This is a genomic window from Pseudomonas sp. NFX224 (assembly GCF_048565165.1).
Taxonomy (GTDB): Bacteria; Pseudomonadota; Gammaproteobacteria; order Pseudomonadales; family Pseudomonadaceae; genus Aquipseudomonas.
In genome coordinates this window covers 3,794,339-3,819,451 of the sequence record NZ_CP183416.1, presented here as the reverse complement: position 1 = coordinate 3,819,451, position 25,113 = coordinate 3,794,339, and the positions used below count along the sequence as shown (strand labels likewise).

22 protein-coding genes are annotated in these 25,113 nt (G+C 60.8%); 13 read left to right on the top strand and 9 right to left on the bottom strand.

Annotated features, from left to right (window positions below):
* Positions 1 to 84: 84 nt before the first annotated feature.
* On the bottom strand, positions 85 to 2,601 hold the full coding sequence (hrpB, locus tag ACNYC6_RS17320) for an ATP-dependent helicase HrpB (protein ID WP_419708430.1): 2,517 nt from the start codon (positions 2,599 to 2,601) through the stop codon (positions 85 to 87).
* A gap of 360 nt (positions 2,602 to 2,961) precedes the next feature.
* On the opposite strand from hrpB, the gene ACNYC6_RS17315 reads away from it, so the two are divergent.
* On the top strand, positions 2,962 to 3,381 hold the full coding sequence (locus ACNYC6_RS17315; protein ID WP_419708429.1) for a polyribonucleotide nucleotidyltransferase: 420 nt from the start codon (positions 2,962 to 2,964) through the stop codon (positions 3,379 to 3,381).
* 29 nt (positions 3,382 to 3,410) lie between these two features.
* Positions 3,411 to 4,319 carry a cation diffusion facilitator family transporter gene (locus tag ACNYC6_RS17310; RefSeq protein WP_419708428.1) on the top strand — a complete coding sequence of 303 codons (909 nt, stop codon included), beginning with the start codon at positions 3,411 to 3,413 and terminating at the stop codon, positions 4,317 to 4,319.
* Here ACNYC6_RS17310 and ACNYC6_RS17305 read toward each other — a convergent pair.
* Positions 4,301 to 5,344: a DUF6515 family protein gene (locus tag ACNYC6_RS17305; protein ID WP_419708427.1), complete on the bottom strand. Its 1,044-nt coding sequence runs from the start codon at positions 5,342 to 5,344 to the stop codon at positions 4,301 to 4,303. The two genes, ACNYC6_RS17310 and ACNYC6_RS17305, sit on opposite strands and share 19 nt — an antisense overlap.
* 1,112 nt (positions 5,345 to 6,456) lie before the next feature.
* On the opposite strand from ACNYC6_RS17305, the gene ACNYC6_RS17300 reads away from it, so the two are divergent.
* Together ACNYC6_RS17300 and ACNYC6_RS17295 are read left to right on the top strand one after the other, a co-directional pair.
* A complete protein-coding gene (locus tag ACNYC6_RS17300; RefSeq protein ID WP_419708426.1) occupies positions 6,457 to 6,936 on the top strand; it encodes an Lrp/AsnC family transcriptional regulator in 480 nt (159 codons plus the stop codon).
* A gap of 247 nt (positions 6,937 to 7,183) precedes the next feature.
* Positions 7,184 to 7,393, top strand: a complete 210-nt coding sequence (locus ACNYC6_RS17295; RefSeq protein ID WP_093229943.1) for a DUF2788 domain-containing protein — start codon at positions 7,184 to 7,186, stop codon at positions 7,391 to 7,393.
* Here the strand turns inward: ACNYC6_RS17295 and ACNYC6_RS17290 are convergent.
* The 4 genes from ACNYC6_RS17290 to ACNYC6_RS17275 all read right to left on the bottom strand — a co-directional run bounded on the left by ACNYC6_RS17290 (position 7,388) and on the right by ACNYC6_RS17275 (position 13,860).
* Positions 7,388 to 8,023 carry a pseudouridine synthase gene (locus ACNYC6_RS17290; protein ID WP_419708425.1) on the bottom strand — a complete coding sequence of 212 codons (636 nt, stop codon included), beginning with the start codon at positions 8,021 to 8,023 and terminating at the stop codon, positions 7,388 to 7,390. The two genes, ACNYC6_RS17295 and ACNYC6_RS17290, sit on opposite strands and share 6 nt — an antisense overlap.
* Positions 8,024 to 8,094: 71 nt before the next feature.
* Positions 8,095 to 9,594, bottom strand: a complete 1,500-nt coding sequence (gene amn / locus ACNYC6_RS17285) for an AMP nucleosidase (protein WP_419708424.1) — start codon at positions 9,592 to 9,594, stop codon at positions 8,095 to 8,097.
* Between the two features lie 157 nt (positions 9,595 to 9,751).
* Positions 9,752 to 11,401: an acyl-CoA dehydrogenase family protein gene (locus ACNYC6_RS17280; protein ID WP_419708423.1), complete on the bottom strand. Its 1,650-nt coding sequence runs from the start codon at positions 11,399 to 11,401 to the stop codon at positions 9,752 to 9,754.
* A 74-nt stretch (positions 11,402 to 11,475) separates the two neighbouring features.
* Positions 11,476 to 13,860, bottom strand: coding sequence for a 7TM diverse intracellular signaling domain-containing protein (locus ACNYC6_RS17275; protein WP_419708422.1), 2,385 nt, complete (start codon positions 13,858 to 13,860; stop codon positions 11,476 to 11,478).
* Positions 13,861 to 14,163: 303 nt separating this feature from the next.
* Between ACNYC6_RS17275 and ACNYC6_RS17270 the strand changes: the two genes are divergently transcribed.
* The 4 genes from ACNYC6_RS17270 (at position 14,164) to ACNYC6_RS17255 (ending at position 17,705) form a co-directional block, all read left to right on the top strand.
* Positions 14,164 to 14,961: a hydroxymethylpyrimidine/phosphomethylpyrimidine kinase gene (locus ACNYC6_RS17270; RefSeq protein WP_008052407.1), complete on the top strand. Its 798-nt coding sequence runs from the start codon at positions 14,164 to 14,166 to the stop codon at positions 14,959 to 14,961.
* 31 nt (positions 14,962 to 14,992) lie between these two features.
* Positions 14,993 to 15,616 carry a thiamine phosphate synthase gene (thiE, locus tag ACNYC6_RS17265; protein ID WP_419708421.1) on the top strand — a complete coding sequence of 208 codons (624 nt, stop codon included), beginning with the start codon at positions 14,993 to 14,995 and terminating at the stop codon, positions 15,614 to 15,616.
* A 26-nt stretch (positions 15,617 to 15,642) separates the two neighbouring features.
* On the top strand, positions 15,643 to 16,926 hold the full coding sequence (gene hemL, locus ACNYC6_RS17260) for a glutamate-1-semialdehyde 2,1-aminomutase (RefSeq protein ID WP_419708420.1): 1,284 nt from the start codon (positions 15,643 to 15,645) through the stop codon (positions 16,924 to 16,926).
* Positions 16,927 to 17,150: 224 nt separating this feature from the next.
* Entirely contained in the window at positions 17,151 to 17,705 is a 555-nt protein-coding gene (locus ACNYC6_RS17255) for a tetratricopeptide repeat protein (protein ID WP_338583276.1), read from the top strand.
* Positions 17,706 to 17,878: 173 nt separating this feature from the next.
* Here the strand turns inward: ACNYC6_RS17255 and ACNYC6_RS17250 are convergent, their stop codons facing one another.
* Positions 17,879 to 18,208, bottom strand: a complete 330-nt coding sequence (locus tag ACNYC6_RS17250) for a DUF1820 family protein (RefSeq protein ID WP_077045543.1) — start codon at positions 18,206 to 18,208, stop codon at positions 17,879 to 17,881.
* Positions 18,209 to 18,344: 136 nt separating this feature from the next.
* On the opposite strand from ACNYC6_RS17250, the gene miaB reads away from it, so the two are divergent.
* The 5 genes from miaB to lnt all read left to right on the top strand — a co-directional run bounded on the left by miaB (position 18,345) and on the right by lnt (position 23,768).
* On the top strand, positions 18,345 to 19,673 hold the full coding sequence (miaB, locus tag ACNYC6_RS17245) for a tRNA (N6-isopentenyl adenosine(37)-C2)-methylthiotransferase MiaB (RefSeq protein ID WP_419708419.1): 1,329 nt from the start codon (positions 18,345 to 18,347) through the stop codon (positions 19,671 to 19,673).
* Positions 19,674 to 19,888: 215 nt separating this feature from the next.
* Positions 19,889 to 20,896, top strand: a complete 1,008-nt coding sequence (locus ACNYC6_RS17240; protein ID WP_419708418.1) for a PhoH family protein — start codon at positions 19,889 to 19,891, stop codon at positions 20,894 to 20,896.
* Positions 20,889 to 21,383: an rRNA maturation RNase YbeY gene (gene ybeY / locus ACNYC6_RS17235; RefSeq protein ID WP_419708417.1), complete on the top strand. Its 495-nt coding sequence runs from the start codon at positions 20,889 to 20,891 to the stop codon at positions 21,381 to 21,383. Before ACNYC6_RS17240 ends, ybeY begins: the two co-directional genes overlap by 8 nt.
* A gap of 5 nt (positions 21,384 to 21,388) precedes the next feature.
* Complete coding sequence (locus ACNYC6_RS17230; RefSeq protein ID WP_007909641.1) at positions 21,389 to 22,228, top strand: HlyC/CorC family transporter; 840 nt, start codon at positions 21,389 to 21,391, stop codon at positions 22,226 to 22,228.
* 16 nt (positions 22,229 to 22,244) lie between these two features.
* Entirely contained in the window at positions 22,245 to 23,768 is a 1,524-nt protein-coding gene (gene lnt, locus ACNYC6_RS17225) for an apolipoprotein N-acyltransferase (protein WP_419708416.1), read from the top strand.
* 114 nt (positions 23,769 to 23,882) lie between these two features.
* Here lnt and ACNYC6_RS17220 read toward each other — a convergent pair whose 3' ends face one another.
* Both ACNYC6_RS17220 and ACNYC6_RS17215 read right to left on the bottom strand, forming a co-directional pair.
* Positions 23,883 to 24,644 (bottom strand): YdcF family protein, encoded by a 762-nt coding sequence (locus ACNYC6_RS17220; protein ID WP_419708415.1) that lies wholly within the window; start codon positions 24,642 to 24,644, stop codon positions 23,883 to 23,885.
* Between the two features lie 105 nt (positions 24,645 to 24,749).
* A complete protein-coding gene (locus tag ACNYC6_RS17215) occupies positions 24,750 to 25,070 on the bottom strand; it encodes a hypothetical protein (RefSeq protein ID WP_175387925.1) in 321 nt (106 codons plus the stop codon).
* Between the last annotated feature and the right edge of the window lie 43 nt (positions 25,071 to 25,113).

The following is a 25,113-nucleotide window of genomic DNA, read 5'->3' as shown; positions in this document are numbered from 1 at the left end:
GCATGCACTGGAAAGGGAGAAAGCAGGTTTTTTGTGGCTTTGGGGTAGGAAAAAACTGGGCTGGCCCGGCTCGCGCCTACAGGTTTATTTGCGCGGCTTGATGCGTGCCGTGGCCTCCGCCACCAACGGATCATCCGGCCAATAGTGTTTCGGATACCGCCCCTTCAGATCCTTCTTCACCTCGGCATACGTGCTGCGCCAGAAGTTCGCCAAATCCTGCGTCACCTGCACCGGCCGCCGCGCCGGAGACAAAAGATGCAGTTTCACCACTTGCCGCCCACCGGCGATGCGCGGGGTTTCGGCGAGGCCGAACAACTCCTGCAAACGCACCGCGAGGATCGGCGGCTGCTCGCTGTAGTCCAGACGAATCGACGAGCCCGACGGCACGCTCAAATGATGCGGCGCCAGCTCATCGAGCCGTTGCGGTAGCGGCCACGGCAGCAAGTTGCGGACAATGCTCGACAGGTCGAGATTGGCGAAGTGGCTGAGCCGCGAGACCTTACCGAGATACGGCATAAGCCAGTGTTCAAGGCTTTTGAGCAGCGCGGCGTCGCTGACGTCCGGCCATTCGCTTTCGCCCTTGCTGCTCATGTCCAACTGACGCAACAACGCAACCCGCGCCTGCCACTGGCGCAGCTCTGGCGTCCACGGCAACAACTCCAGCCCCTTGCGTCGTACCAGGTTCACCAGCGCCTGACTGCGAGCGGTTTCATCGAGACCGGTGAGCGGTTCGCGGCTGAGGATCAGCTCGCCGACCTTGCGCTGACGCTCGGCGCGCAGCACGCCTTCTCGCTCGTCCCAATCCAGTTGATCGACGCAGCGCACCTGTTCGGCCAGCACCGAATCGAACAGCGCCGGATCGAAATCCGCCGCCAGATAAATCCGCTCTTCGCGTTGGCCCTGACGACTGCCGAGATCGGCGACCACCAACCACGGCTGTTTCATCAAACTGTCCGCTTCGGCGAACAACGCGGCGCGACCGTTGGCCAGGCGATACTCGGCGCCACCGGCACGACGCTGCTGCGCGACGCGGTCGGGATAGGCCAACGCCAGCAACGCACCGAGCCAGCGCGGATGATCGGGATCGCTGACCGGCTCCGACGCCTTGCCCCGCAGATAGCCGCGATACTGCCGCGCCAGTTGCCGGGCCCGCTGCACCCCACCCTGAGCACCGCGAGCGGCGCGTTCTTCGCCGGACAACAGCACCAGTCGACTGTGCAAGTCCGCGCCGGCACCGCGCAAAATATCGCGCTCGCCCAGCAGTGCCGCCACATCGCAGGCCATGTCCGCCATCCCCAGCGCCTGACCACGCAACAACAAATGGCCGATGCGCGGATGCGCCGGCAACTCAGCCATGGCCTGACCGTGACGGGTCAGCGCTTCACCTTCCAGCGCACCCAATCGTTCGAGCAAATCCTGCGCCTGTGCATACGCGGCGGCGGGCGGTACATCGAGCCACACCAGTTGCCCCGGCGTTACACCCCAACGACCGAGCTGCAAGGCCAGACCCGCCAAGTCCGCCGAGAGAATTTCCGCACTGCCGTACGCCGCCAGTTGTTCGTGCTGATCCTGCGACCACAAGCGATAACACACGCCCGGTTCCAGTCGCCCGGCTCGGCCCGCGCGCTGCGTGGCGCTGGCCTTGGAAATGCGCTGCGTGTCGAGACGGGTCATGCCGCTGCCGGGATCGAAACGCGGCACCCGCGCCAGCCCGGCATCGATCACCACGCGCACGCCATCGATGGTCAAACTGGTTTCGGCAATGTTGGTGGCCAACACCACTTTGCGCTTGCCCGGTGGCGCAGGATCGATCGCCGCACGTTGCGCAGCCAAGTCCAGTTCACCGTGCAACGGGCAGAGCAACACCTGCGGGTTGTCGCCCAACGCGTCGGCCAGTTGCTGATGCACACGCCGGATTTCCGCTTGCCCCGGCAGGAACACCAGCACGCTGCCGCTCTCGTCGCTCAAGGCTTCAAGAATGGTTTGCACCAATCGCGGTTCGATGAATTCACCGGACTGAAATGGTCGGCCCCAGCGCATCGCCACCGGGTACATGCGCCCTTCACTGCGCAGGATTGGCGCGTCGTCGAGCAGCCCAGCCAAGCGCTCACCTTCAAGAGTGGCCGACATCAGCAGGATTTTCAGCGGCTGATCGTCACGAAACAGCTCCCGGCCATTGAGGCTCAGGGCCAGCGCCAGATCAGCGTCGAGACTGCGTTCATGGAATTCGTCGAAGATCAGCAAACCCACGCCTTCCAGCGCCGGGTCATCCTGCAAGCGCCGGGTGAGAATGCCTTCGGTGACCACTTCGATAAGGGTGTTGGGGCCAACCTTGCTGTCGAGCCGAATGCGATAACCCACGGTTTCGCCAACCTTCTCGCCCAACTCACTGGCCAACCGCTCCGCTGCCGCCCGCGCTGCCAAGCGACGCGGTTCGAGCATCAGGATGGTCTGCCCGGCCAGCCACGGCTCATTGAGCAAGGCCAACGGCACGCGGGTGGTTTTACCGGCACCGGGCGGCGCTTCGAGCACGGCTTCGTGGCGTGTAGCGAGGGCTTCACGCAGGGCGGGTAAAACTTCATCAATCGGCAAAGAAATCATGCTGGCTCCCCAGGGCGTGCCCACAGTAAATTGCGAGCCGCGTTGAAGCTGTGGGCGTGCCAGGCAAGGCGTGGGACGCAGGTAAGGGTCGTTTCCTTACCAAGTACCGCAACGCAGCATGGCGCGGCCACAGCTTCAGCCCGGAGGGCCGAACCCCGATAACATTCATCAGCCTTGACGCATTGTCGATCTGGAAAAAACAACGTTAATCCTCAACTATTCGAGAGGGGTGAGACGCGGCCGCAATTTACTGTGGGCACGCCCTGCCGCGGCGAGTATAACGGCGAACTGCCCGGTGTTAGTCGCGGTCCTAATTCATATCGACGACGCTTCGTTTTGAGATTACTCAGGAGATTCCATATGCGTGTTCCCTTTCGCCTGATTGGCGGTGTTCTGGTTGCAACCTTGCTGACTCAACTGACCGCGTGCGGCTCGATTTTCTATCCGGATCGTCGTGGCCAGATCGACGGCAAGATCGACCCGGCGATTGCCGTGCTCGACGCCGTGGGCCTGCTGTTCTACATCGTACCCGGCCTGATTGCGTTTGCCGTGGACTTCGCCACGGGTGCGATCTATTTCGCACCGGGCGAGACTGCGCAGGTGGCACCGGAAAAACTGCAGGAAGCCATCGGTGCCGACGGCAAGGTCGATAACCTCAAGTTGCAGACTATTCTGGAACGTGAAACGGGCCGCAGCCTGCCGCTGGACGATCCACGCTTGATCCAGCACAAAGGCAGCACTCAGCAATTAGCCCTGCTCGGCCTGCAACCCGCCGGGTAATCGGTGCATTTAAAGGAATAGCCGCACTCATGATGTCCAGCTCCGAACACGCCCGCCTGCTGCGGCTGGCGACCCGTGCCTCGGTGGCGGTGGCCTGCACGCTGATCATCGCCAAAGCCATCGCCTGGTGGTTGAGCGGCTCGGTGAGCATGCTCGCCGGGTTGACCGACTCGGCGCTCGACGGCGTCACTTCGCTGCTCAACCTGCTGGCGGTGCATTACGCCTTGCGCCCGGCTGATGATGATCATCGCTATGGGCACGGCAAGGCCGAGTCACTGGCCGGCATGGCACAGGCGTTGTTCATTGGTGGCAGTGCGGTGCTGATTGCGTTGCAGGCATTCGACCGGCTCAAGCACCCGGAACCGGTCGGCGCGCCGTGGATCAGCATCGGCGTGATTGTGTTTTCGCTGGGCCTGACACTGGCCCTGCTGATGTTGCAGCACCGCGTGGTCAAGGCCACCGGCTCCAACGCCGTGCGCGCCGACTCCCTGCATTACCGCTCGGACATGCTACTCAACGGCAGCATTCTGGTGGCGCTGGTATTGGCCGGGGTTGGCTGGCATCAGGTCGACGCGTGGTTCGGTCTGGGGATTGCCGCGTACATCCTCTGGAGCGCGGTGCAGATCGCCCGGGAAAGTTTTGCGGTGTTGATGGATGAAGAGCTGCCGCCGGATGTCAGTCAGCACATGCTGGAACTGGCGTGCAGCGTGCCGGGAGTTTTGGGTGCGCATGATTTACGCACACGGATTTCCGGCAACCAGTGGTTTGTGCAATTGCATCTGGAATTGCCGGGAGAGCTGACCCTGTCAGTCGCCCATGGCATCAGCGATCAGGCCGCCGATGCTATCCATCGCGCCTACCCGCGAGCCGAAGTGCTGGTGCACGCCGACCCGCAGGAAGTGGTGAACGCCGCCAGGGCTCAGAACGTCACGCGATAACCGCGACTGCTCAGGCACCCGCCCTGGGCTTGGCGGTAGGTTTGCACCACGGTCGGGTCCGGTTGATAGGTGTCGACGCGCGGGTCGAAACCACTCTGCTCGACCGCCCAGCGATAGCAATCATAACCGTCCTGATTGATCTGATCCGGCGACTGACCGTTGGCCGGATACGCTTCGACGTCGTAGCTGTTGCCGGTCGCCAGCGGCTGGCCGGGTGGCTCGACCACCACGTAATCCTGCGTGGTTTCCTGGTAGGCGTAGTACGAACCGGCGGCCAGGAACAACAGCGAGCCGCCGATCCAGACTTCACGGGCATAATCGGGCAAATACTGGATACGAATTCCGCGCGGCGGCTGCACCACTACGTAACGCGGGCCTTGCGGGCGATACCAGTAGCCGCCGGAGTAGAAATAATCCCGTCCGCCATAAGGCACGCGATAGTCACGGTCCGGGAAGCGGTCGATCACATGCCCTGGCCGATATTGCGGGCCTGGCCCCCAGCCGTTTCCGTGGCCACTCGGGCGACCTTGCCACTGGTTGTTGCCATTGGACGACGGTGCGCCGATGTAGCCATTCCAGTGCTGATTGGGGTCATTGCGTCGCGGTTGGTCTTGATAGTAACGACGTCGCGGCTCCTGAGTTTGTTGCACAGCGTCCGGCCGAGGCTGAATCGGCAAGTCGTTGGCCGGGAGTTGCGGTGATGGCGGCGGCGAGCGCACCCGGCTGTTGTAGTCGGGGGGTGGACGGCTCTGCGATTGGCCGTGGTTCTGATTCTGCCACTGGCCGTTGTCTTGACCCTGAGCGTTGTGCTCGAACTGGCGGCTGTTATCGCCACGAATGATGTCGTTGTTCTGCGGGCGCGGCTGGTTGTTGCCGCCACGACCCTGATTATTACCCTGATGGCCACCCTCCCCGTGCTGCCCGCCATCGGGGCCACGGTTCTGCGGCTCATCGGCCAGCGATTGCGCAGTGACACTGACACACAGCAAACCAACACCGGCCAAACGCCAGATGCGCGACTTCATGCTTTTCCTCACTGTGGGATAGGGCCTGTATGTAAGACTGAAAATGCACAGCCCGGTTCTGCCACAGGTTATCAGTCGCGAAACTTATTTATTGAGTGGCGAACGCCAAATTTCAGGATCGAGTAGGAGGCGGGGTTGCCCCCGCCGTCCTCTCACACCACCGTACATACGGTTCCGTATACGGCGGTTCCTGCCTACTGACATACAACGTCAGCGAGCTTGGTTCCGTTGATGTGTCGCCTGTGGTATCTAAGCGCCCAGACCGGCCCTCGGAGCTTCCGGCTCCTACCTCCTGATGGTCTCGACCCCCGCTATGCGGTGTTTCTGCTTTACGCTCCAACAGAGATCACACCCGACTATCCACTCATGGCAGGTTCAGCCCTTCGTTACTCCGGTGTCGAGCAACTACTACGGCCTCTGCTGACTTCTGTCGCCCATCCCGTCATCTCGCGACGCCGGTAGCACATGGCAGGCTATACAGATCTCCCAGGGTAATTCGCGCGACCTTCCTGCTTATGCCTGTCGGATCTACGTCACAGCGTTCCGTGCAAGTATCGGGCTTTGAAGATGCTTGCCTTCTTACCCCGCTGCGCCGCCTCTATCCGCTTCCTGTTCGTCAGGCCAGCATTTTGCCTCGGGCTTCCTTCAGATTCGCAGTCACCCGCGACACCCTTGCCTCTGGCTAACACTTCCCCTTGCCGGGTGTGTAGAGGACTTTCACCTCCAAGTCACCAGCGTGGCCACCACAGCCAAGCTGGTTGCGCTTACGCGCAACGCGCCATGCCTGGCGCACCAAGAAAAAGGGGAGACCCGTCGGCCTCCCCTTGAGAACTTCGTCCGTGCTCGATGCTTGTGGCATCGGCTCACCTCACGCCGCCTTCTGGACAGTGTGTAGCTCGGGGGCCTGCGCATCCCCGGTGGGGGTGGCGGCCGCGGCAGGCCTGATTGGGCGAGCCGCACTGGACTGTTTGTCCGAGCAGTGATTCTGGTGATAAGAATAGGCCTGAGACGCCGGCAGAGGATTGCGAAGATTGCTGAATTAAACATCACTTGCGCAATTTTTAACCCTGGATAGATAATCTGCCGCAATAGATATGACAAGGGACCGTTTGATGAGCAAACTCGACCGTTACGACCTGAGTATTTTGGCTGAATTGCAGCGCGATGCGCGCATCTCCAATCAGGAGCTGGCCGAACGCATCGGCCTGTCACCCTCGCCCTGCTCCCGTCGGGTCAAGCAACTGGAAGACGACGGCTACATCTCCCGCCAGGTCGCCCTGCTCGACCGCAAGATGCTCGGCCTGAGCCTGACGGCGTATGTGCTGATCGGTATGGACCGGCACACCCCGGAGCGTTTCGAGAACTTCGAACAGGCCATCCGCACCTTGCCACAGGTGCTGGAATGCAGCCTGGTGACCGGGATGGATGCCGACTATCAGCTCAAGGTCGTGGTGCCCGACATGGACCATTACCAGAAACTGCTGCTGGGGCATTTGACCCGGATCGACGGCGTCACCAGTGTGCGGTCGAGTTTTGTGCTGAATCAGGTGTTGAACAGCACTGAGCTGCCGTTGACGCATCTGCGTAGCTGATAGAAGGATGTGGGGCTAACTGTGGCGAGGGAGCTTGCTCCCGCTCGGCTGCGAAGCAGTCGCAGGCCCGACACATGCGGTGTGCCAAAGATAACTCGATTGCAGATTTCAGGGCCGCTTCGCACCCCAGCGGGAGCAAGCTCCCTCGCCACAGCTGCGACACACCGCCGCAGGTCAATACTGCACGCAGCCTGCCGGGCGTATACTCCTAGCGCCCTTTTAGCCTCGCCCGCGCTGGAGAAGTTCGATGGATCCTGCAGTATTCGAAGAGTGGATGATGACCGGCCTGGTCAGCATCCTGATCATTTTCATGGGTTTCATCGTCTGGGATCTGGCGAAGAAGTCCAAGGCCGGGCGCTTCGGCTCGTTCATTCTGTTCTTCGTGCTGGGCCTCGGCGTGGCGGCGTTTGTGATCAAGAGTGTGGTGATCGGCCTGATCGAATCCGGCTCTTTATAAGCGCGCCGGCACTTCTTTCCACTGACCCTGATCGAGCCCTTCGATGGTCCAGTCACCGATCCTGACCCGCACCAGCCGCAATGTCGGCAGGCCGACCGCAGCGGTCATGCGCCGCACCTGACGGTTGCGCCCTTCGCGAATGATCAACTCCAGCCAACGGGTCGGCACGCTTTTGCGAAAGCGTACCGGCGGGTTGCGTGGCCACAGTTCAGGCTCATCCAGTTGTCGCGCCTCAGCGGGCAGGGTCATGCCGTCGTTCAACTCCACGCCGTCACGCAGGCGCTGCAGTTGCTCGGCACTCGGCTCGCCTTCGACTTGCACCCAGTAGGTCTTGGCCAGTTTGTGCTTGGGGTCGGCGATGCGCGCCTGAAGCTGACCGTCGTTGGTCAACAGCAGCAACCCTTCGCTATCACGGTCCAGCCGTCCTGCCGGATAGATCCCCGGAATTTCGATGTAATCCTTGAGTGTCGCGCGCCCTTCGCCGTCGCTGAACTGCGTCAGCACATCGAACGGTTTGTTGAACAGGATCAGCTTCGGCTCGGCCGGTGGTGCCTTGGCGACACGGCGCGGCGCTGAAAGAGAAGGCTTCGCGCCAGGGCGGCGGGAAACAGGACGCTGGGGACGGGACATGGCGAAGAGAACATCTAGCGGTCAGGGCTGCTAATGCTAGTGCCCCAACCACCAAATGACCATGACAACCGTTAGCGGAACGGCGGCTCGTCGAAGCTGCGCAGTTTGCGCGAGTGCAGCGAGTTGAGCTCGGTGCGCAGCAGATCCACGGCAGCGATACCGATTTTCAAGTGCTGGCTGACCGCGCGCTCATAGAAAGCGTTGGCCGAACCCGGCAGCTTGATCTCGCTGTGCAGCGGTTTGTCCGAGACGCAGAGCAACGTGCCATACGGCACCCGCAAGCGATAACCCTGAGCGGCGATGGTGCCGCTTTCCATGTCCACCGCCACGGCGCGGGACAGGTTGATCAACGGTCGCTCCTGGGCCCAGCGCAACTCCCAGTTACGGTCGTCGTAGGTCAGCACGGTGCCGGTGCGCAGGCGTTTCTTCAGTTCGTCGCCCTTCTCGCCGGTGACGTTCGCCGCCGCCTGCTGCAAGGCCATTTGCACTTCGGCCAGCGCCGGGATTGGAATATTCGGCGGCACCACGCGGTCAAGAATCCCGTCGCGGCGCATGTAAGCGTGGGCCAGCACGTAGTCGCCAATGGTCTGCGACTGACGCAAGCCGCCGCAGTGGCCGATCATCAGCCAGCAATGCGGGCGCAGCACAGCCAAATGGTCAGTGATGTTCTTGGCATTGGACGGGCCGACACCGATGTTCACCAGCGTCACGCCGTGACCGTCGGTGGCGATCAGGTGATAGGCCGGCATCTGGTAACGGTGCCAGACCACACCGGCGGCAATCGCCGAGGCTTCGCCGTGATCCATGCTCTTTTCGATGATTACGTTGCCGGGCAACACCATGCGCACGAAACGCGGATCGCTGCGCAGCTGCTCCAGACCATGGACGATGAACTGGTCGACGTAACGGTGGTAGTTGGTCAGCAGGATCCATGGTTGCACATGGCGCCAATCGCTACCGGTGTAATGCACCAATCGGCGCAGGGAGAAATCCACCCGTGCGGCGTCGAACAACGCCAGCGGCAGCGGATCGGTGTTTTCCCAATCGTACAAGCCATCGGCAATGCCGTCGGTCGCCGCCGACAGGTCAGTACTCGGAAACACCCGTGCCAGCACGGCAGCAGTCACGCCGGAGCCGGCCAGTTCGTCGCCCTGCTCGACCACGTACGGATAAGGAATGTTCTGTTCGCTGACACCGACTTCGACGGTCACGGTGAAGTCGTGCATCAAAGGAACCAGCTGTTCCAGCAAGTATTTACGGAAAGCCGACGGATGGGTGACGGTGACGCTGTAGGTGCCCGGCAACTGCACCTTGGCGTAGGCGCGGGTGGTCTGCGGTACTTCACCCTGGCAATGGTAGGTCAGGCGCAATTCGGGGTAACGGAACAATGCACGTTGTTCGGCATCGGGCTCGACGCGATCCTTGAGGTAACGCTTGAGCGCCTGACTCAACGCGGTGGTTGCACGATTGTGCAAGAGCGCAAGCCGATCCACGGCTTGCTCGGCGGTTTGAACGACAATAAAAGCTTCGGTCACGATCAGCATCCTGTGTTCTGACTTGCAGACCTGCATCTTGCCTGCATCAAAGCTTCACGGGAACAGTGGCGTGTTGTGTATGTGCACAGAGCATAAATGTAGGAGCGAGCCTGCTCGCGATAGCGGTGGGTCAGCCAACACAAATGTTGGATGTCGTTCCGTCATCGCGAGCAGGCTCACGCCTACAGGTTCTTTACAGTGCTTGCGGGGTTGAGCGGACGACAATGGCTTCCACATCCAACCCACGTGGCAACGCACCGTAAACCCGGCCACCACCACTCAGGCGACTGGCGATAAACCCATCGCTGACCACCGAATTGCCAGCCTCCAGCAACAGCTTGGCCTGCAACCCCAAGGCGATGTCCTCGGTCAATTGCCGGGCGCGGTACTGAATGTCACTGGTGTCCTTGAACGCCGCCTGCAATTGATGGATATGCGCAGCCAAACGCTTGTCACCATGCCCATCACCCAACTCGCTGAACAACGCATCCAGCACACCTGGCTCTTTCGACAAGGCCCGCAGTACGTCGAGGCATTGCACGTTGCCGGAGCCTTCCCACGTCGAGTTGACCGGGGCTTCGCGGTAGAGGCGCGGCAGGATGCTGTCCTCGACATAACCGGCGCCGCCCATGCATTCGGCGGCTTCGTTGATCATGGCCGGCGCGCGTTTGCAGATCCAGTATTTGCCCACCGCCGTCACCAGCCGGGCGAATTTCGCTTCCTGCGAATCGTCCAGATGATCCAGCGCCCGGCCCATGCGCAGGCTCAACGCCAGCGCCGCTTCGCTTTCCAGCGCCAGGTCCGCCAGCACGTTCTGCATCAACGGCTGTTCGCTGAGCCGCTTGCCGCCGACCGAGCGGTGAGCGCAGTGGTGACTGGCCTGGGTCAGCGCCTGACGCATCAGGGAACTGGAACCGACCATGCAGTCGAAACGGGTCATGGCGACCATTTCAATGATGGTCGGAACGCCACGCCCTTCCTCACCGACCATCCACGCCAGCGCACCGCGAAATTCCACTTCGCTGGACGCGTTGGAACAATTGCCGAGTTTGTTCTTCAACCGCTGGATGTAGAACTGATTGCGCGTGTCGTCCGGGCGATGGCGCGGCAGCAGGAAACAGGTCAAGCCCTTGTCGGTCTGCGCCAGGGTCAGGAAGGCATCGCACATCGGCGCCGAACAGAACCACTTGTGCCCCACCAGTTCGTACGCCTGACCCGGACCGCTGGCGCCCACCGGGTACGCCTTGGTGGTGTTGGCCCGCACGTCGGTGCCGCCCTGCTTCTCGGTCATGGCCATGCCAATGGTGACCCCGGCCTTGTGGGCTATGCCGACATTGCGCGGGTCGTATTCGGTGGCGAGAATCTTCGGCAACCATTTTTCCGCCAGGTCCGGTTGCAGGCGCATCGCCGGGACACTGGCGAAGGTCATGGTCAGCGGGCAGCCGCTGCCGGCTTCGGCCTGGCTGTGCAGGTAAGTCATGGCGGCGCGGGCGACGTGGGCGCCGTCCTGCGGATGAGCCCAGGGCAGCGAGGTCAAACCGTGCTCGACCGCCGTGCGCATCAGTTCGTGATAGGCAGGATGAAACTCCACCAGGTCGATGCGATGGCCATAGCGGTCATGGCTGCTGAACACCGGTTTGTTCTGGTTGGCCAAAAAACCCGCTTCCATCAGCGGCCCGCCGGCCAGTGCGCCGTAGGCGTCGATCCGCGATTCGGCCCAACCGGCCCCGAAGCGCCGCGACCACTCCTGCAATGGCAGGTCGATGCGATACAGGTTGGCGCCGTCCAGTGACAGCGGCTGGTTGGTGACTTCGTGGGTTTCGGCGAACTGATGCAGGTTCATGACAGGGCTCCTTTGGTCAGCCAAGGGACTTCAGTTAAGCACCGCCCCATGACCGATCAAAGTGTCATATACGCCTAAATATCGGCGCTTTCGCCTTGTTTTTGACAGAGCACCCGACGATAGAGTGCCGTCTGCAAGTCTTCGAATTTCACCGGTTTGCTCAGATGATCGATCAGTGCACCGGTCGGGCAACGCTCCCGATCCACGCCCAGGGCGATCACGAACACCGGCAATTCGGCGCAGCCCGGCAAGGCGCGGATCTGGCAGCAAACCGACACGCCGTCCAACGGTTGCAGATCGCAATCGAGCAATACCGCGTCAAAGCTTTCACGCTGCAGGAAATCCAGCGCGGCGCTGCCGGTGTCTGCGGTACGCACTCGGAACCCGAGCTTGAGCAACATGCCGCGCATCACCAATTGATTGATGTTGTTGTCATCCACCAGCAGCACGGCGCAATCCTGTGGCAGTTTCAGGCGTGGAAAGTCCCGGGTCATGAACGGCGCTGACGGGACTTCGACGGCCGGGACTTCGAACTCGACGTCGAGCTGGAAACGACTGCCACGCCCGGGCTCGGAGCGGTGCGTCAGGCGACCACCGAGCAATTCCACCAGTTGCCGGCAAATAGCCAGGCCAACACCCAGCCCGCCGTATTCACGGGTCATCGAACTGTCGAGCTGGAAAAACCGCTGATACATCGTCGCTTCGCCCAGATCGGTGAAACCGATCCCGGTGTCGATCACCGCAAAGGACAACGCAAGGCGATCGGGGCTGACGGTTTTCCCGGTGACCCGCAGCGCCATGCCACCGACCCGGGTGAACTTGATGGCGTTGTCCAACAGGCATTCCAGACACTGCGCCAACTTGGCGCTGTCGCCGTACAGACGATCCGGCACGCCCGGCGCCACATCGACCTTGAAGTCCAGCGACTTGCTCGACGCATTGCCGTCGAACTGCACGCGCAACGCCTCGACCACGCCGCGCAGGCTGAAGGTCGACGGGGTGGCCTGCAGCTTGCCGGCCTGCAATTCCGTCAGGGTCAGAATGCCATTGACCATGCGCATCATGTCCCGCGCCGAGCCTGCGGCGGTTTGCTGGTACTGCTCAAGCTCCGGATCCATTTCAACGGTTTGCATCAGCTCCAGCGAACCGATCACACCGTTCATCGGCGTGCGCAATTCATGGGTCAGGGTCGCGAGGAATTCGTCCTTGAGCTGGTTGCTGCGCGCCAGTTGCTGGTTGAGGACTTCGAGTTTTTGCCCGGCATCGAGCAGGGTTTGCGCTTGCTGCTCGCGCATGGCGTTGATGCGGTCGGCCAGCGCCAGGGACAGCAACGCCACTTCGATGGCCGAGCCGATCTGGCTGGAGTACATGGTCAGGAACACGTTCGGCAGATAACCCAGCACCATCAGGGTATTGACGATGCCGCCAAGCAAGAACGCCGACCAGGCAATGATGAAATAACGCGCAACCCGCAGGCCGCGCAGCCAGGCGAAAATCCCCGCGGCAAAAATCACCACGGTGAAGGTCAGTGCCAGGGCCGTTGCCAGACGCAAGGCCAAGGCATAACTGGTCATCAGCGACAGGCCGACCACCAACGCACTGAACGCCACCAACGCCAGCAACAAGCGGTCAAGCCAGCGACTGTGGGTGGCCGTCTGCAAGAAGCTGCGGGCGAACTGGCTGCCGAACAGCCCGGCACAGCCGATGAAAAACGGCGTGGACGCATTGGCCCACCAGGGATTGTTCGGCCAGAAGTACTGCACGGCCGCGCCATTCACCGACAGCTGATACAAACCGAACGAGGCGATGTAGAAGATGTAATAGAGGTAACTGGTGTCGCGCACGCTGAGGTAGATGAACAGGTTGTAGACCAGCATCCCCAGCAACACACCGTAGATCAGTCCCAGCACATACAGTCGAACAGGCTGATCTTCAAGGTACGCGGTGCTCGACCACAACGTTACCGGCGCCTGGATCGAACCCTGGCTTTGCAGGCGCAGGTACACGGTTTGCGCTTGGCCGGGGGTGAAATCGAGGCTGAACAGATAATTGTTCTGGCGGATCTCGCGAGTGGCGAACGGCAAGGCATCACCGGTCTGGCGAACCGATTGATAGTTGCCGGCCGAATCAGGCAAGTACAGGTCGAGGTGATCGAGGGGCGGATAGGCCAGTTCCAGCAGCCAGGTCCGTTGCGCCGCCGGGTTGTTCGGGCGGTATTGCAGGTCGATTTTCAGCCAGAACACTGAACGCGAGTATCCGGCGTTGAGGGTGGCTTTATCGTGAACCTTGAAATTGCCGGTTGCCGCTTGCGCACGCACATCCGCGATGGTCGCCTGGCCACCGGCGTCTTCGAACACTTGCAGGGATCGGCCCAAGGGGAGGCTTTGAGTGAACTCATCGAATTCGACGGCGCTCGCCAACAAGGGCAAACACAACATCAACATCAGCAAATAGCGCATTTATGCCCCAGCGTGGCCTGTCCGGTTCTGTCAGCAAGCCCCCCCGTTCCTTTTGAGCAGACGTAAACCGGTGTTACCTGTTATTTGTTTGGATCCACTCTAGCATAGCCGTTGATGGCTATTGAGCACTACAGAAATTTTTCCTACAAAGGCTCTAGAACGGGCGTTCCAGCGAAGATATTTGAGATAGAGCTGTTTAGTCGATCAGATCGCGAAAACACCGCGAAAATGCCGCTGCTTTCCTGTTCCGAGTTTATGGGGCGGCCCCCCGAAAAAAGATGTTTGGTGGTAAGCTCGCGCACCATGAATATCTACAGCTCTCGCCCCGTTGTCCTCTGTCTCTCCGGCCACGACCCAAGTGGTGGCGCCGGCTTGCAGGCAGATATCGAAGCCCTGCTCGCGCAGGGTTGCCATGCGGCTCCGGCCGTCACCGCCCTGACCGTGCAAGACACCGTCAATGTCACTGACTTCCGCGTCCTCGACCGTGAGTGGGTGTTGGCCCAAGCCAATGCCGTGCTCAACGACTCCGAAGTCGCTGCCGTTAAACTGGGCATGCTCGGTTCGCTGGAAATGGTCGACACCGTCGTCGAACTGCTTTCGGCGCACCCGCACTTGCCAGTGGTCTGCGATCCGGTGCTGCGCGCCGGGGGCGGCGGACGCCTGGGCAAGGACGAAGTCGGCTACGCCATGCGCGAACGCCTGCTGCCCCTGTCGATCATTGCGACTCCTAACCTCCCCGAAGCCCGGATCCTCGCCGAACTGCCTGAAGGCACCGCGGACGAGTGCGCTGAAAAACTCCTGCCGTTCGTCAAACACCTGCTGATCACCGGCGGCCATGGCGATGAAACCGAAATCCACAATCGCCTGTACAGCCGTGATGGCCTGCGCGAAACCTACACCTGCCAGCGTCTGCCGGGCAGCTATCACGGTTCCGGCTGCACCTTGGCCAGCGCGCTGGCCGGTCGTCTGGCCCAGGGCGAAAACCTCGCCAGCGCCGTACAGACTGCACTTAACTACACGTGGCGTACCCTGCGTGATGCCGAGCAGCTGGGCAAAGGTCAGTTCGTGCCACGCCGCCTGCCACTGGACTTCTGTTCGTAACTTCAATGAGTGATGCGGTGAGGCTTGCCTGATGAAACTACGTGGCCTGTACGCCATTACCGACAGCCAGCTACTGGCCGGTAGATTTCTTTCGTACGTGGAGGCGGCGCTGGAGGGCGGCGTCACCCTGCTGCAATACCGCGACAAGAGCAGCGACGAGGCCCGTCGTCTGCGCGAGGCTGAAGCCCTGCGCGATTTGTGCGAACGCTACAAGACCCAGTTGATCATCAATGACGACGCCGAACTGGCGGCACGCCTGAACGTCGGCGTGCACCTGGGCCAGACCGACGGCCCGCTGTCGCCGACCCGCGCACTGCTTGGCTCCAAAGCGATCATCGGCTCGACCTGCCACGCGCAAATCGCACTGGCTGAGCAAGCCACAAAAGAAGGCGCCAGTTACGTCGCCTTCGGACGCTTTTTCAATTCCAATACCAAACCCGGCGCGCCGACCTGCAGTCTTGAACTGCTCGACCAGGCGCGCCAGCAGTTGCATCTGCCGATCTGCGCGATTGGCGGCATCACCCTGGAGAATGCTGCCCCGCTGGTGGCCCATGGGGTTGATCTGCTGGCCGTGGTGCACGGCCTGTTTGGCGCAGAGAGCACGGCTGAAGTAACCCGCCGTGCCCGCGCCTTTAACGAACTGCTTTCCATTTAATTCGCTTGAAATCTGAGAACCCGATCATGTCTCGTTCCGAAACCCTGTTTGCCAATGCCCAGAAACACATCCCCGGTGGTGTGAACTCCCCGGTCCGCGCGTTCAAGAGCGTGGGCGGCACACCGTTGTTCTTCAAGCACGCCGAAGGCGCCTACGTCACTGACGAAGACGACAAGCGTTATGTGGATTACGTTGGTTCCTGGGGGCCAATGATCCTCGGCCACAGCCATCCGGACGTGCTGGACGCCGTGCGCAAGCAACTGGAACACGGCCTGTCCTACGGCGCGCCGACCGAGATGGAAACCCAGATGGCTGATCTGGTCTGCTCGCTCGTGCCGTCGATGGACATGGTACGCATGGTCAGCTCCGGCACCGAAGCGACCATGAGCGCTATTCGTCTGGCCCGTGGTTTCACCGGTCGCGACAGCATCATCAAATTCGAAGGCTGCTACCACGGTCACTCCGACAGCCTGCTGGTCAAGGCTGGTTCCGGTGCCCTGACCCAAGGTGTACCGAGCTCGGCCGGCGTGCCGGCGGCGTTTGCCAAACACACCCTGACCCTGCCGTTCAACGACATCGATGCCGTTGAAGCGATGCTCGCCGAAGTCGGCCAGGACGTGGCCTGCATCATTGTCGAGCCGGTCGCCGGCAACATGAACTGCGTACCACCGGCTCCCGGCTTCCTCGAAGGCCTGCGCACCCTGTGCGACAAGCACGGTGTGGTGCTGATCTTCGACGAAGTGATGACCGGCTTCCGCGTTGCCCTCGGCGGCGCCCAGGCTCACTACGGCGTGACGCCGGACCTGACCACGTTCGGCAAAATCATCGGTGGCGGCATGCCGGTCGGCTGCTTCGGCGGCAAACGCGAAATCATGTCGCGCATCGCACCGCTGGGCCCGGTCTACCAGGCCGGTACGCTGTCGGGTAACCCGCTGGCGATGGCGGCCGGCCTGACCACCCTGCGCCTGATCAGCCGTCCGGGCTTCCACGCCGAACTGACCGACTACACCACTCGCCTGCTCGATGGCCTGCAAGTGCGTGCCGATGCGGCGGGCATTCCGTTCGTGACGACTCAGGCTGGCGGTATGTTCGGCCTGTACTTCAGTGGTGCCGATGACATCGTGACGTTCGAAGATGTTATGGCCAGCGACGCCGCCCTGTTCGGGCGCTTCTTCCACTTGATGCTGGAAGGCGGTGTGTACCTGGCACCGAGCGCGTTCGAAGCCGGCTTCACCTCGATCGCCCATGGCGAACCCGAGCTGAAACTGACCCTGGATGCCGCCGAGCGCGCATTCGCTGCATTGAAATAACGCTGTACCGCTGACGTTGGCCATTGCCAGCGTCAGCTTTTACCTACACTCCCGCATTTTTCCTACTCATCTGCCAAGATTCCCCTGCAAAGTGGGCGATATGTTTCCCACGCAGCAGAAAAACGAGTAAAGACTTTGTAAGGTTGGCCCTGCTTATTTCATAATGCGCGCTTATTGGATCCCCTCGATGGGTCCGCGCGCCCTTCAGAGGTAAGTCGATTCCCATGAACCGCACCGGCCGCGCCCTTTCACTGGGCTGCCTGTTGCTCCTTCAGCCCCTGCTCGCGCTCGCACAAGCAGGCGGTAACTCGTTGTTAATCCCAGCGATGGGTCGCTGCACCCTCAATACCCAGCCGCAAGACCTGGCACAAGCGCTCGCCGCCTGCCAGAAAGCGTCGGATGAAGGGGATGCCCAAGCGCAATACGAGTTGGGTGAGTTCTACTACGAAGGCAAAAACGCGCCGCGCGATCTCAATCAAGCCCTGAGCTACTTCGAAAAGGCCTCGCTGCAAGGCCACGCCCAGGCGCAATTCAAACTCGGCACCATGTTCTTCCACGGCGAAGGCGTTCCGGCCAACAACGTTCAGGCTTACATTCTGCTGAAGATGGCGGCGGTCAACGGCGCTGAAGATGCACTGGACACCGCCGACGAAGTCACCGAGAAAATGCCCCGCCAGGAACTGGAAGTCGCCACTCAGGTGCTCGGCCAGATCTTTCGCAAGTACCTGATGGAATTGCAGAGCGCCGATGGGCGTACGCCTTTCTCGCCGCTTCCTTAAATCGAACGCGACCCAGTGTGGCGAGGGAGCTTGCTCCCGCTGGGGCGCGAAGCGGCCCTAAGCCCTGCAATCACACCCTGCCTGACACACCGCGCATTTCGGTCTTGCGCCCGCTTCGCAGGCGAACGGGAGCAAGCTCCCTCGCCACAACAAGCTTCTCTAGCCTAAGCTCATCACTTCTCAGGCATCGGCACCGGAAACGGCATCACATTGCCGACCGCTCCGCGGGCTTCGCTGATTTTCGGAGTGCCCAGGCGCTCGACTTCATCGATGCGCACGATCGAATGCATCGGCACAAAGCTGCGCACCACGCCTTCGAACTGTGCCTTGAGCTTTTCTTCGCTCGGGTCGACGACCACTTGCGTGCGCTCGCCAAAGACGAACTCTTCCACTTCCAGAAAGCCCCACAGATCACTTTGATAGATCTGCTTGGCGTACATTTCGAACACCTGGCCCTGGTTGAGGAAAATCACCTTGTAGATTGGAGCTTCACGTTTGGTCATGGTGGGCGAGCAACACATCGGGGGATAAAAATGAGGGCGCGAACTATAGCATAGCCATCGGACGCGCAGCGGTAGGAACCTGGGTGCATGTTCCCTATAATGCGCGGTTCTTTGAATCACGTGATGACTCTATTCCATGGCCAAGAAGCTTTACATCGAAACCCACGGTTGCCAGATGAACGAGTACGACAGCTCGCGCATGGTCGATCTGCTGGGCGAACACCAGGCCCTGGAAGTCACCGCTCGCGCTGAAGACGCGGACGTGATCCTGCTCAACACCTGCTCAATCCGCGAACGTGCCCAGGACCGGGTCTACTCGCAGCTCGGCCGCTGGCGCGAACTGAAACTGGCCAACCCGGACATGGTAATCGCCGTCGGCGGTTGCGTGGCCAGCCAGGAAGGCGCGGCCATCCGCGACCGAGCACCGTACGTCGACGTGGTATTCGGCCCGCAAACCCTGCACCGCTTGCCGGAAATGATCGACGCCGCACGCATCAGCAAGCTGCCGCAAGTCGACGTCTCGTTTCCGGAAATCGAAAAATTCGATCACCTGCCCGAACCGCGCATCGATGGCCCGAGCGCCTATGTGTCGGTGATGGAAGGCTGCAGCAAGTACTGCACGTTCTGCGTGGTGCCCTATACCCGCGGTGAAGAAGTCAGCCGCCCGTTCGATGACGTGATCGCCGAAATCATTCACCTGGCCGAAAACGGCGTGCGCGAAGTGACGCTGCTGGGGCAGAACGTCAACGGTTATCGCGGCACGACCCACGACGGACGCCTGGCCGATCTGGCCGAGCTGATCCGCGTGGTCGCCGCTGTCGACGGCATCGACCGCATCCGCTACACCACCTCACACCCGCTGGAGTTCTCCGACAGCCTGATCCAGGCCCACGCCGACGTGCCGGAATTGGTCAAACACCTGCACCTGCCGGTGCAATCGGGTTCGGATCGCATCCTCGCGGCAATGAAGCGCAACCATACGGCGCTGGAATACAAATCCAAACTGCGCAAGCTGCGCGCCGCCGTACCAGGGATTTGCATCAGCTCGGACTTTATCGTCGGCTTCCCCGGCGAGACCGAAAAAGACTTCGAACAAACCATGAAGCTGATTCAGGACGTGGGTTTCGACTTCTCCTATTCGTTCGTCTACAGCCAGCGCCCGGGCACACCGGCCGCCGATCTGGCCGATGACACGTCGGAAGCGCTGAAAAAAGAACGCCTGAACGCCCTGCAACATCGACTGAACCAGCAAGGTTTCGAGATCAGCCGACAAATGGTCGGTTCGATCCAGCGGATTTTGGTAACCGATTATTCGAAAAAGGACCCCGGCGAGCTGCAAGGCCGGACCGAGAATAACCGTATCGTCAACTTCCGCTGCGACAATCCGACCTTGATCGGGCAGTTCGCCGACGTGCATATCGATGCGGCTCAACCGCACTCACTGCGGGGCTCGCTGATCCAATAACACCGAAGATCCCTGAGGGAGCTGGCTTGCCAGCGATTGGGCCAGCAAGTCCAGCAAAGATGTCGCCAGTTACATCGCCATCGCTGGCAAGCGAACTCCCACAGTGAACTGCATTATTCTTGAGAATGGCTTGATCCATTTAAGATCTTTCGCACCCGCGCCACTGGCGCTATCCTTGATTCATCACTATTGCCCCAGGGCGGCTAAATACGACCTTGAACGCACCCATCGAACCACATCGTTTCATCCTCGAGCCTTTTGAGGCTCGCCGCTTCGCCAATCTGTGCGGGCAATTCGACGAGCATTTGCGCTTGATCGAACAGCGCCTGACCATCGAGATCCGCAACCGCGGAAACCAGTTCGAACTGATCGGCGAGCGCAAACACACCACCTCCGCGGAAAATCTCCTGCGCCGCCTGTACCGGGAAACCAAGGGTACCGAGCTGTCGCCGGACACGGTTCACCTGTTCCTGCAGGAATCCGCTGTCGAAGAGCTGGACAACCACTCGCCCGCCGAAGCCTCCGTCGCCCTGCGTACCAAGAAAGGCATGATTCGCCCTCGCGGCTTGAATCAGCTGCGCTACGTGAAGGAAATCCTCGGTAACGACATCAATTTCGGCATCGGTCCGGCCGGTACCGGCAAGACTTACCTGGCCGTCGCCTGTGCGGTGGACGCGCTGGAACGGGAGCAGATCCGCCGCATCCTGCTGGTGCGTCCGGCGGTCGAAGCGGGTGAAAAACTCGGCTTCCTGCCCGGCGACCTGTCGCAGAAAATCGACCCGTACCTGCGCCCGCTCTACGACGCGCTGTACGAAATGCTCGGTTTCGAATACGTCGCCAAGCTGATCGAGCGCCAGGTCATTGAAGTGGCGCCACTGGCCTACATGCGCGGTCGCACGCTGAACAACAGCTTCATCATTCTCGACGAAAGCCAGAACACCACCGTCGAGCAAATGAAAATGTTCCTGACCCGGATCGGATTCGGCTCCACAGCGGTCATCACCGGTGACATCACCCAGGTCGACCTGCCACGCGGCACCAAGTCCGGGCTGCACCACGTAATCGAAGTGCTCAAGGACGTGCCGGGCATCAGCTTCACGCACTTCCAGCCCAAGGACGTTGTGCGCCATCCGTTGGTGCAGCGGATTGTCGAAGCCTATGAGCGCTTCGAAACCAAAGCGGCCGACGATGCCGCCGCCAAGGAAAGCCGCCGCGATGCTTGAGCTTGACCTGCAAATCGCGACCGAAGCGTCCGCCCCCAGCGAAGCCGAGTTCCGCCGATGGTGCGAACTGGCCCTGCGCCAGCGCACCGCCGACTCCGAAATGACCATTCGTCTGGTCGACGAAGCCGAAGGCCGCGAGCTCAATCACACCTGGCGGCAAAAGGATTACGCCACTAACGTCTTGTCGTTCCCCGCCGACGTGCCGGACGAGTTTCTCGACATCCCGCTGCTGGGCGATCTGGTGATCTGCGTGGCCGTGGTCGAGCGCGAAGCCGCTGAACAAGGCAAAGAGCTCAAGGCCCACTGGGCGCACCTGGTGATTCACGGCTGCTTGCATCTGCTGGGTTACGACCATATAGATGACGACGAAGCCGAAGAAATGGAAGCACTGGAACGAACGTTGCTTGCTGAATTGGGCTATCCCGATCCGTACGCGGACGACGAAACCGATACATCCCCTACTGATACAACAAAGGATTCAGAGTAATCGCTATGAGCGAAGATCGATCGAGCAACGGGCAAAAGTCATGGCTGGGGAAGCTCACCCAGGCTTTTGCCCACGAGCCGAAAAACCGCCAGGAGCTGCTGGAGCTGCTGCGCGATGCACATCAGAACAAACTGCTGGACAGCGAAGCGCTGGCCATCGTCGAAGGCGCCATCCAGGTCGCTGACCTGCAAGTGCGGGACATCATGGTCCCGCGCTCGCAGATGATCAGCATCAAGGCGACCCAGACACCTCGCGAGTTCCTGCCGGCCGTGGTCGACTCGGCCCACTCCCGCTACCCGGTGATCGGCGAAAGCCACGATGACGTGATGGGCGTGTTGCTGGCCAAGGACCTGCTGCCGTTGATCCTCAAGGAGAACGGCGACAGCTTCAACATCAAGGACCTGCTGCGTCCGGCCACGTTCGTGCCGGAATCCAAGCGCCTGAATGTGTTGCTGCGCGAGTTCCGCGCCAACCACAACCACATGGCCATCGTCATCGACGAATACGGCGGCGTGGCGGGCCTGGTGACCATTGAAGACGTGCTGGAGCAAATCGTCGGCGACATCGAAGACGAGCATGATGTCGAAGAAGACAGCTACATCAAGCCGCTGCCCAGCGGTGACTTCCTGATCAAGGCCCTGACGCCGATCGAGAACTTCAACGAGTTTTTCGACAGCGAATTCTCCGATGATGAATTCGACACCGTCGGCGGTCTGGTGATGAGCGCGTTCGGACACTTGCCAAAACGTAACGAAATCACTGAAATCGGCGCCTATCGTTTCCGCATCCTGAACGCCGACAGCCGTCGCATTCATTTGCTACGTTTGACGCCTATCGCCCGGTAAAAATTTAAGGACTGAAATGCGCTGGACAACCCGCCCCGGCTGGCCCGGTAACCTGCTGGCCGTGGCGGCCGGTGCAATCACCACTCTGGCCCTGGCGCCGTTCGATATCTGGCCGCTGGCCTTGCTGGCGGTCGGGCTGTTCTATGCCGGGCTGCGTGAGCTGAATCCTCGCCAGGCGCTGGGCCGTGGCTGGTGCTTCGGCTTCGGTCTGTTTGGCGCCGGCACCAGCTGGATCTACTACAGCATTCACCACTTCGGTGGCGCATCGGTGCTGCTGGCCGGTTTCCTGATGCTGATCTTCACGGCGGCGATTGCCTGGTTCTTCGCCCTGCCTGCCTGGATCTGGGCGCGCTGGCTGCGACGTAACGAAGCACCGCTGGCCGATGCCTTGGCATTCGCCGCGTTATGGGTTGGCCAGGAAGCGTTCCGGGGCTGGTTTCTCACGGGGTTCCCGTGGCTTTACTCCGGTTACAGTCAACTCGACGGGCCATTGACCGGGCTTGCCCCCGTCGGTGGCATGTGGTTGATTTCCTTTACCCTGGCCTTGACCGCTGCGTTGATCTACAACGGCATGCGCCTGGTTCGTACTGGCCGTAAAGGCTTCATCGCAGTCGGCGCCCTGCTGCTGGTCGGCCCGTGGGTGGCCGGCATGGCACTCAAGCATCACGCCTGGACCAGCCCGTCGGGTGCGCCGCTGAGTGTCGCGGCGATTCAGGGCAATATCGAACAAAGCATGAAATGGGACCCGGCGCAGCTCAACGCCCAACTGGCGCTGTACCGCGACATGAGTCTCAGCTCCAAGCGCGTCGACCTGCTGATCTGGCCGGAAACCGCGGTTCCGGTGCTCAAGGAGTCCGCACAGGGTTACCTGGACATGATGGGTAAATTCGCTGCCGAACGGGGCTCGGCACTGATTACCGGCGTGCCGATTCGCGAAGTCGTCCGTCATGAAAAACGCTTCTTCAACGGTATTACCGTGGTCGGCGAAGGCGATGGCACCTACCTCAAGCAGAAACTGGTGCCGTTCGGTGAATACGTGCCGCTGCAGGATGTGCTGCGCGGGCTGATCGCGTTCTTCGACCTGCCGATGTCGGACTTCGCCCGCGGCCCGGCCGACCAGGCCATGTTGCAAGCCAAGGGTTATCAGATCGCACCATTTATCTGCTACGAAGTGGTGTATCCAGAGTTCGCCGCCGGCCTGGCCGCGCAAAGCGATCTGTTGCTGACCATCAGCAATGACACCTGGTTCGGCACTTCCATCGGTCCGCTGCAACATTTGCAGATGGCACAGATGCGCGCATTGGAAGCGGGTCGCTGGATGATCCGTGCCACCAACAATGGCGTGACCGGCCTGGTCAACCCGTTCGGCCAGATCACCGAACAGATTCCACAATTCGAGCGCGGCATCCTATACGGCGAAGTCGTACCGATGCACAACCTGACGCCGTATCTGCAATGGCGCTCGTGGCCGCTGATCATTGTTTGTGTGTTGCTGTTTGGCTGGGCGCTGGTGGCGAGCCGGATGGCGAAAACCGTTTAAGTATCGCGGCGCCTGCAACAAGATCGCAGCCTCGTTTCACTCGACAGCGCTTACAGGGGATGACGTATTCTGTAGGCGCTGTCGAGTGAAACGAGGGCTGCGATTTGTCGATTTTCAGCGGTAGAAAAGCGAATACCCAATCTGCCCCACCGCTTCATTCATTAATTGCCCGCTCTGCCAGATCGACTTGAACTCCGGCAACCAGCCTCCCAGCGGTCGGGCATTATCTACGCCAAGAAACCCCATCGGCGCCGGCACCACCTCAAACCCGACCGCCTGGAAACTCCAGACCGCTCGCGGCATGTGCCAGGCTTGCGTCACAAGCACCACGCGCTTGATTCCTTCCGGCAATAAAACCTTGGCACTCAACTGTGCATTTTCCCAAGTTGTACGGCTTTGACCTTCCTGCCACCGCACGGCCACACCGAAATCATCGCGCAACGAGTCAGCCATCATCTGCGCCTCGGTTGGCGGCGTGCCGTAATGCAGGCCGCCGCTGGTCAGTATCGGCAAACCCGAGGCTTTGGCCAGACGGGCCGCATAACGCTGACGCTCCAGACCGACACCGGTCGGCTGATCGGCTCCCCACGCTGGATCGCCGCGCTCACGCCCCGAGCCCAGCAATACAATCGCATCAGCGTGTTGTGCCAACGTCGCCCACTCATCAAGCGCCAGCGGTGGCTCACGCTCCAGAAGTTCGGCGCTCCATTGCACGACAATCGGCAGGCTCATCAGCCAGAAGCCGCCAAAGCCCAGCGCAAAGCACACGCCGGCAAGCCTCGGTTTAGAGCGGCGCAGCCACCACGCAAGCAAAAGCAGCAGCAATAAAATGCCGGGCGGCAGTAGAAGTTGTTTCACGAAATAACGAAAAGGCATCGAGCATCTCCCTGAGATGCCCGAAGCCTAAGTGGATTGACGCAATGCGACAATAAAGACGGAAGGACTATGCTTCAAAAAATCATGGAGCATGGCTCTGTGCCCTTATTTGAACTGCAAAGACCGGACCTTTACCGCGTCTCTGCCGGGGACCTTGTCCTTGAGCCAGATAATCTTGGCTGAACGTGGTGCGTCGAGTTGCTTCACTGCTTCGGACAAGCATCCGTGTGTCTCACGTTCACTGCGATCCAGATACGCCTTGACCAGGGCAAACTCAGCGGGGCTCAAGCCACGCAATTCCAGCTCCAGCGGACGTTCATCACGCAGCCGGCCAGCGGTTTTTGCCGCTTCCAGGGCCATGCCCAGACGATCGATCAGTCTTTCGTACAGCTCCGGTTTTGTAGCTTTTTGCTGTGAATCAACCATCCCTCACCTCATTGGAAGATAAGACCTACTCCCCAGTTAGAGC

Bases quoted from the DNA above. Each gene is read 5' to 3' on its own strand.
- hemL (WP_419708420.1), top strand. From the start codon at position 15,643: ATGTCTCGTTCCGAAACCCTGTTTGCCAATGCCCAGAAACACATCCCC.
- ACNYC6_RS17230 (WP_007909641.1), top strand. From the start codon at position 21,389: ATGAGCGAAGATCGATCGAGCAACGGGCAAAAGTCATGGCTGGGGAAG.
- ACNYC6_RS17215 (WP_175387925.1), bottom strand. From the start codon at position 25,070: ATGGTTGATTCACAGCAAAAAGCTACAAAACCGGAGCTGTACGAAAGA.
- ACNYC6_RS17290 (WP_419708425.1), bottom strand. From the start codon at position 8,023: ATGTCCCGTCCCCAGCGTCCTGTTTCCCGCCGCCCTGGCGCGAAGCCT.
- ybeY (WP_419708417.1), top strand. From the start codon at position 20,889: ATGCTTGAGCTTGACCTGCAAATCGCGACCGAAGCGTCCGCCCCCAGC.
- ACNYC6_RS17310 (WP_419708428.1), top strand. From the start codon at position 3,411: ATGATGTCCAGCTCCGAACACGCCCGCCTGCTGCGGCTGGCGACCCGT.
- miaB (WP_419708419.1), top strand. From the start codon at position 18,345: ATGGCCAAGAAGCTTTACATCGAAACCCACGGTTGCCAGATGAACGAG.
- thiE (WP_419708421.1), top strand. From the start codon at position 14,993: ATGAAACTACGTGGCCTGTACGCCATTACCGACAGCCAGCTACTGGCC.
- hrpB (WP_419708430.1), bottom strand. From the start codon at position 2,601: ATGATTTCTTTGCCGATTGATGAAGTTTTACCCGCCCTGCGTGAAGCC.
- ACNYC6_RS17270 (WP_008052407.1), top strand. From the start codon at position 14,164: ATGAATATCTACAGCTCTCGCCCCGTTGTCCTCTGTCTCTCCGGCCAC.
- ACNYC6_RS17305 (WP_419708427.1), bottom strand. From the start codon at position 5,344: ATGAAGTCGCGCATCTGGCGTTTGGCCGGTGTTGGTTTGCTGTGTGTC.
- ACNYC6_RS17300 (WP_419708426.1), top strand. From the start codon at position 6,457: ATGAGCAAACTCGACCGTTACGACCTGAGTATTTTGGCTGAATTGCAG.
- ACNYC6_RS17280 (WP_419708423.1), bottom strand. From the start codon at position 11,401: ATGAACCTGCATCAGTTCGCCGAAACCCACGAAGTCACCAACCAGCCG.
- ACNYC6_RS17295 (WP_093229943.1), top strand. From the start codon at position 7,184: ATGGATCCTGCAGTATTCGAAGAGTGGATGATGACCGGCCTGGTCAGC.
- ACNYC6_RS17220 (WP_419708415.1), bottom strand. From the start codon at position 24,644: ATGCCTTTTCGTTATTTCGTGAAACAACTTCTACTGCCGCCCGGCATT.
- ACNYC6_RS17315 (WP_419708429.1), top strand. From the start codon at position 2,962: ATGCGTGTTCCCTTTCGCCTGATTGGCGGTGTTCTGGTTGCAACCTTG.
- lnt (WP_419708416.1), top strand. From the start codon at position 22,245: ATGCGCTGGACAACCCGCCCCGGCTGGCCCGGTAACCTGCTGGCCGTG.
- ACNYC6_RS17250 (WP_077045543.1), bottom strand. From the start codon at position 18,208: ATGACCAAACGTGAAGCTCCAATCTACAAGGTGATTTTCCTCAACCAG.
- ACNYC6_RS17255 (WP_338583276.1), top strand. From the start codon at position 17,151: ATGAACCGCACCGGCCGCGCCCTTTCACTGGGCTGCCTGTTGCTCCTT.
- amn (WP_419708424.1), bottom strand. From the start codon at position 9,594: ATGCAGGTCTGCAAGTCAGAACACAGGATGCTGATCGTGACCGAAGCT.
- ACNYC6_RS17275 (WP_419708422.1), bottom strand. From the start codon at position 13,860: ATGCGCTATTTGCTGATGTTGATGTTGTGTTTGCCCTTGTTGGCGAGC.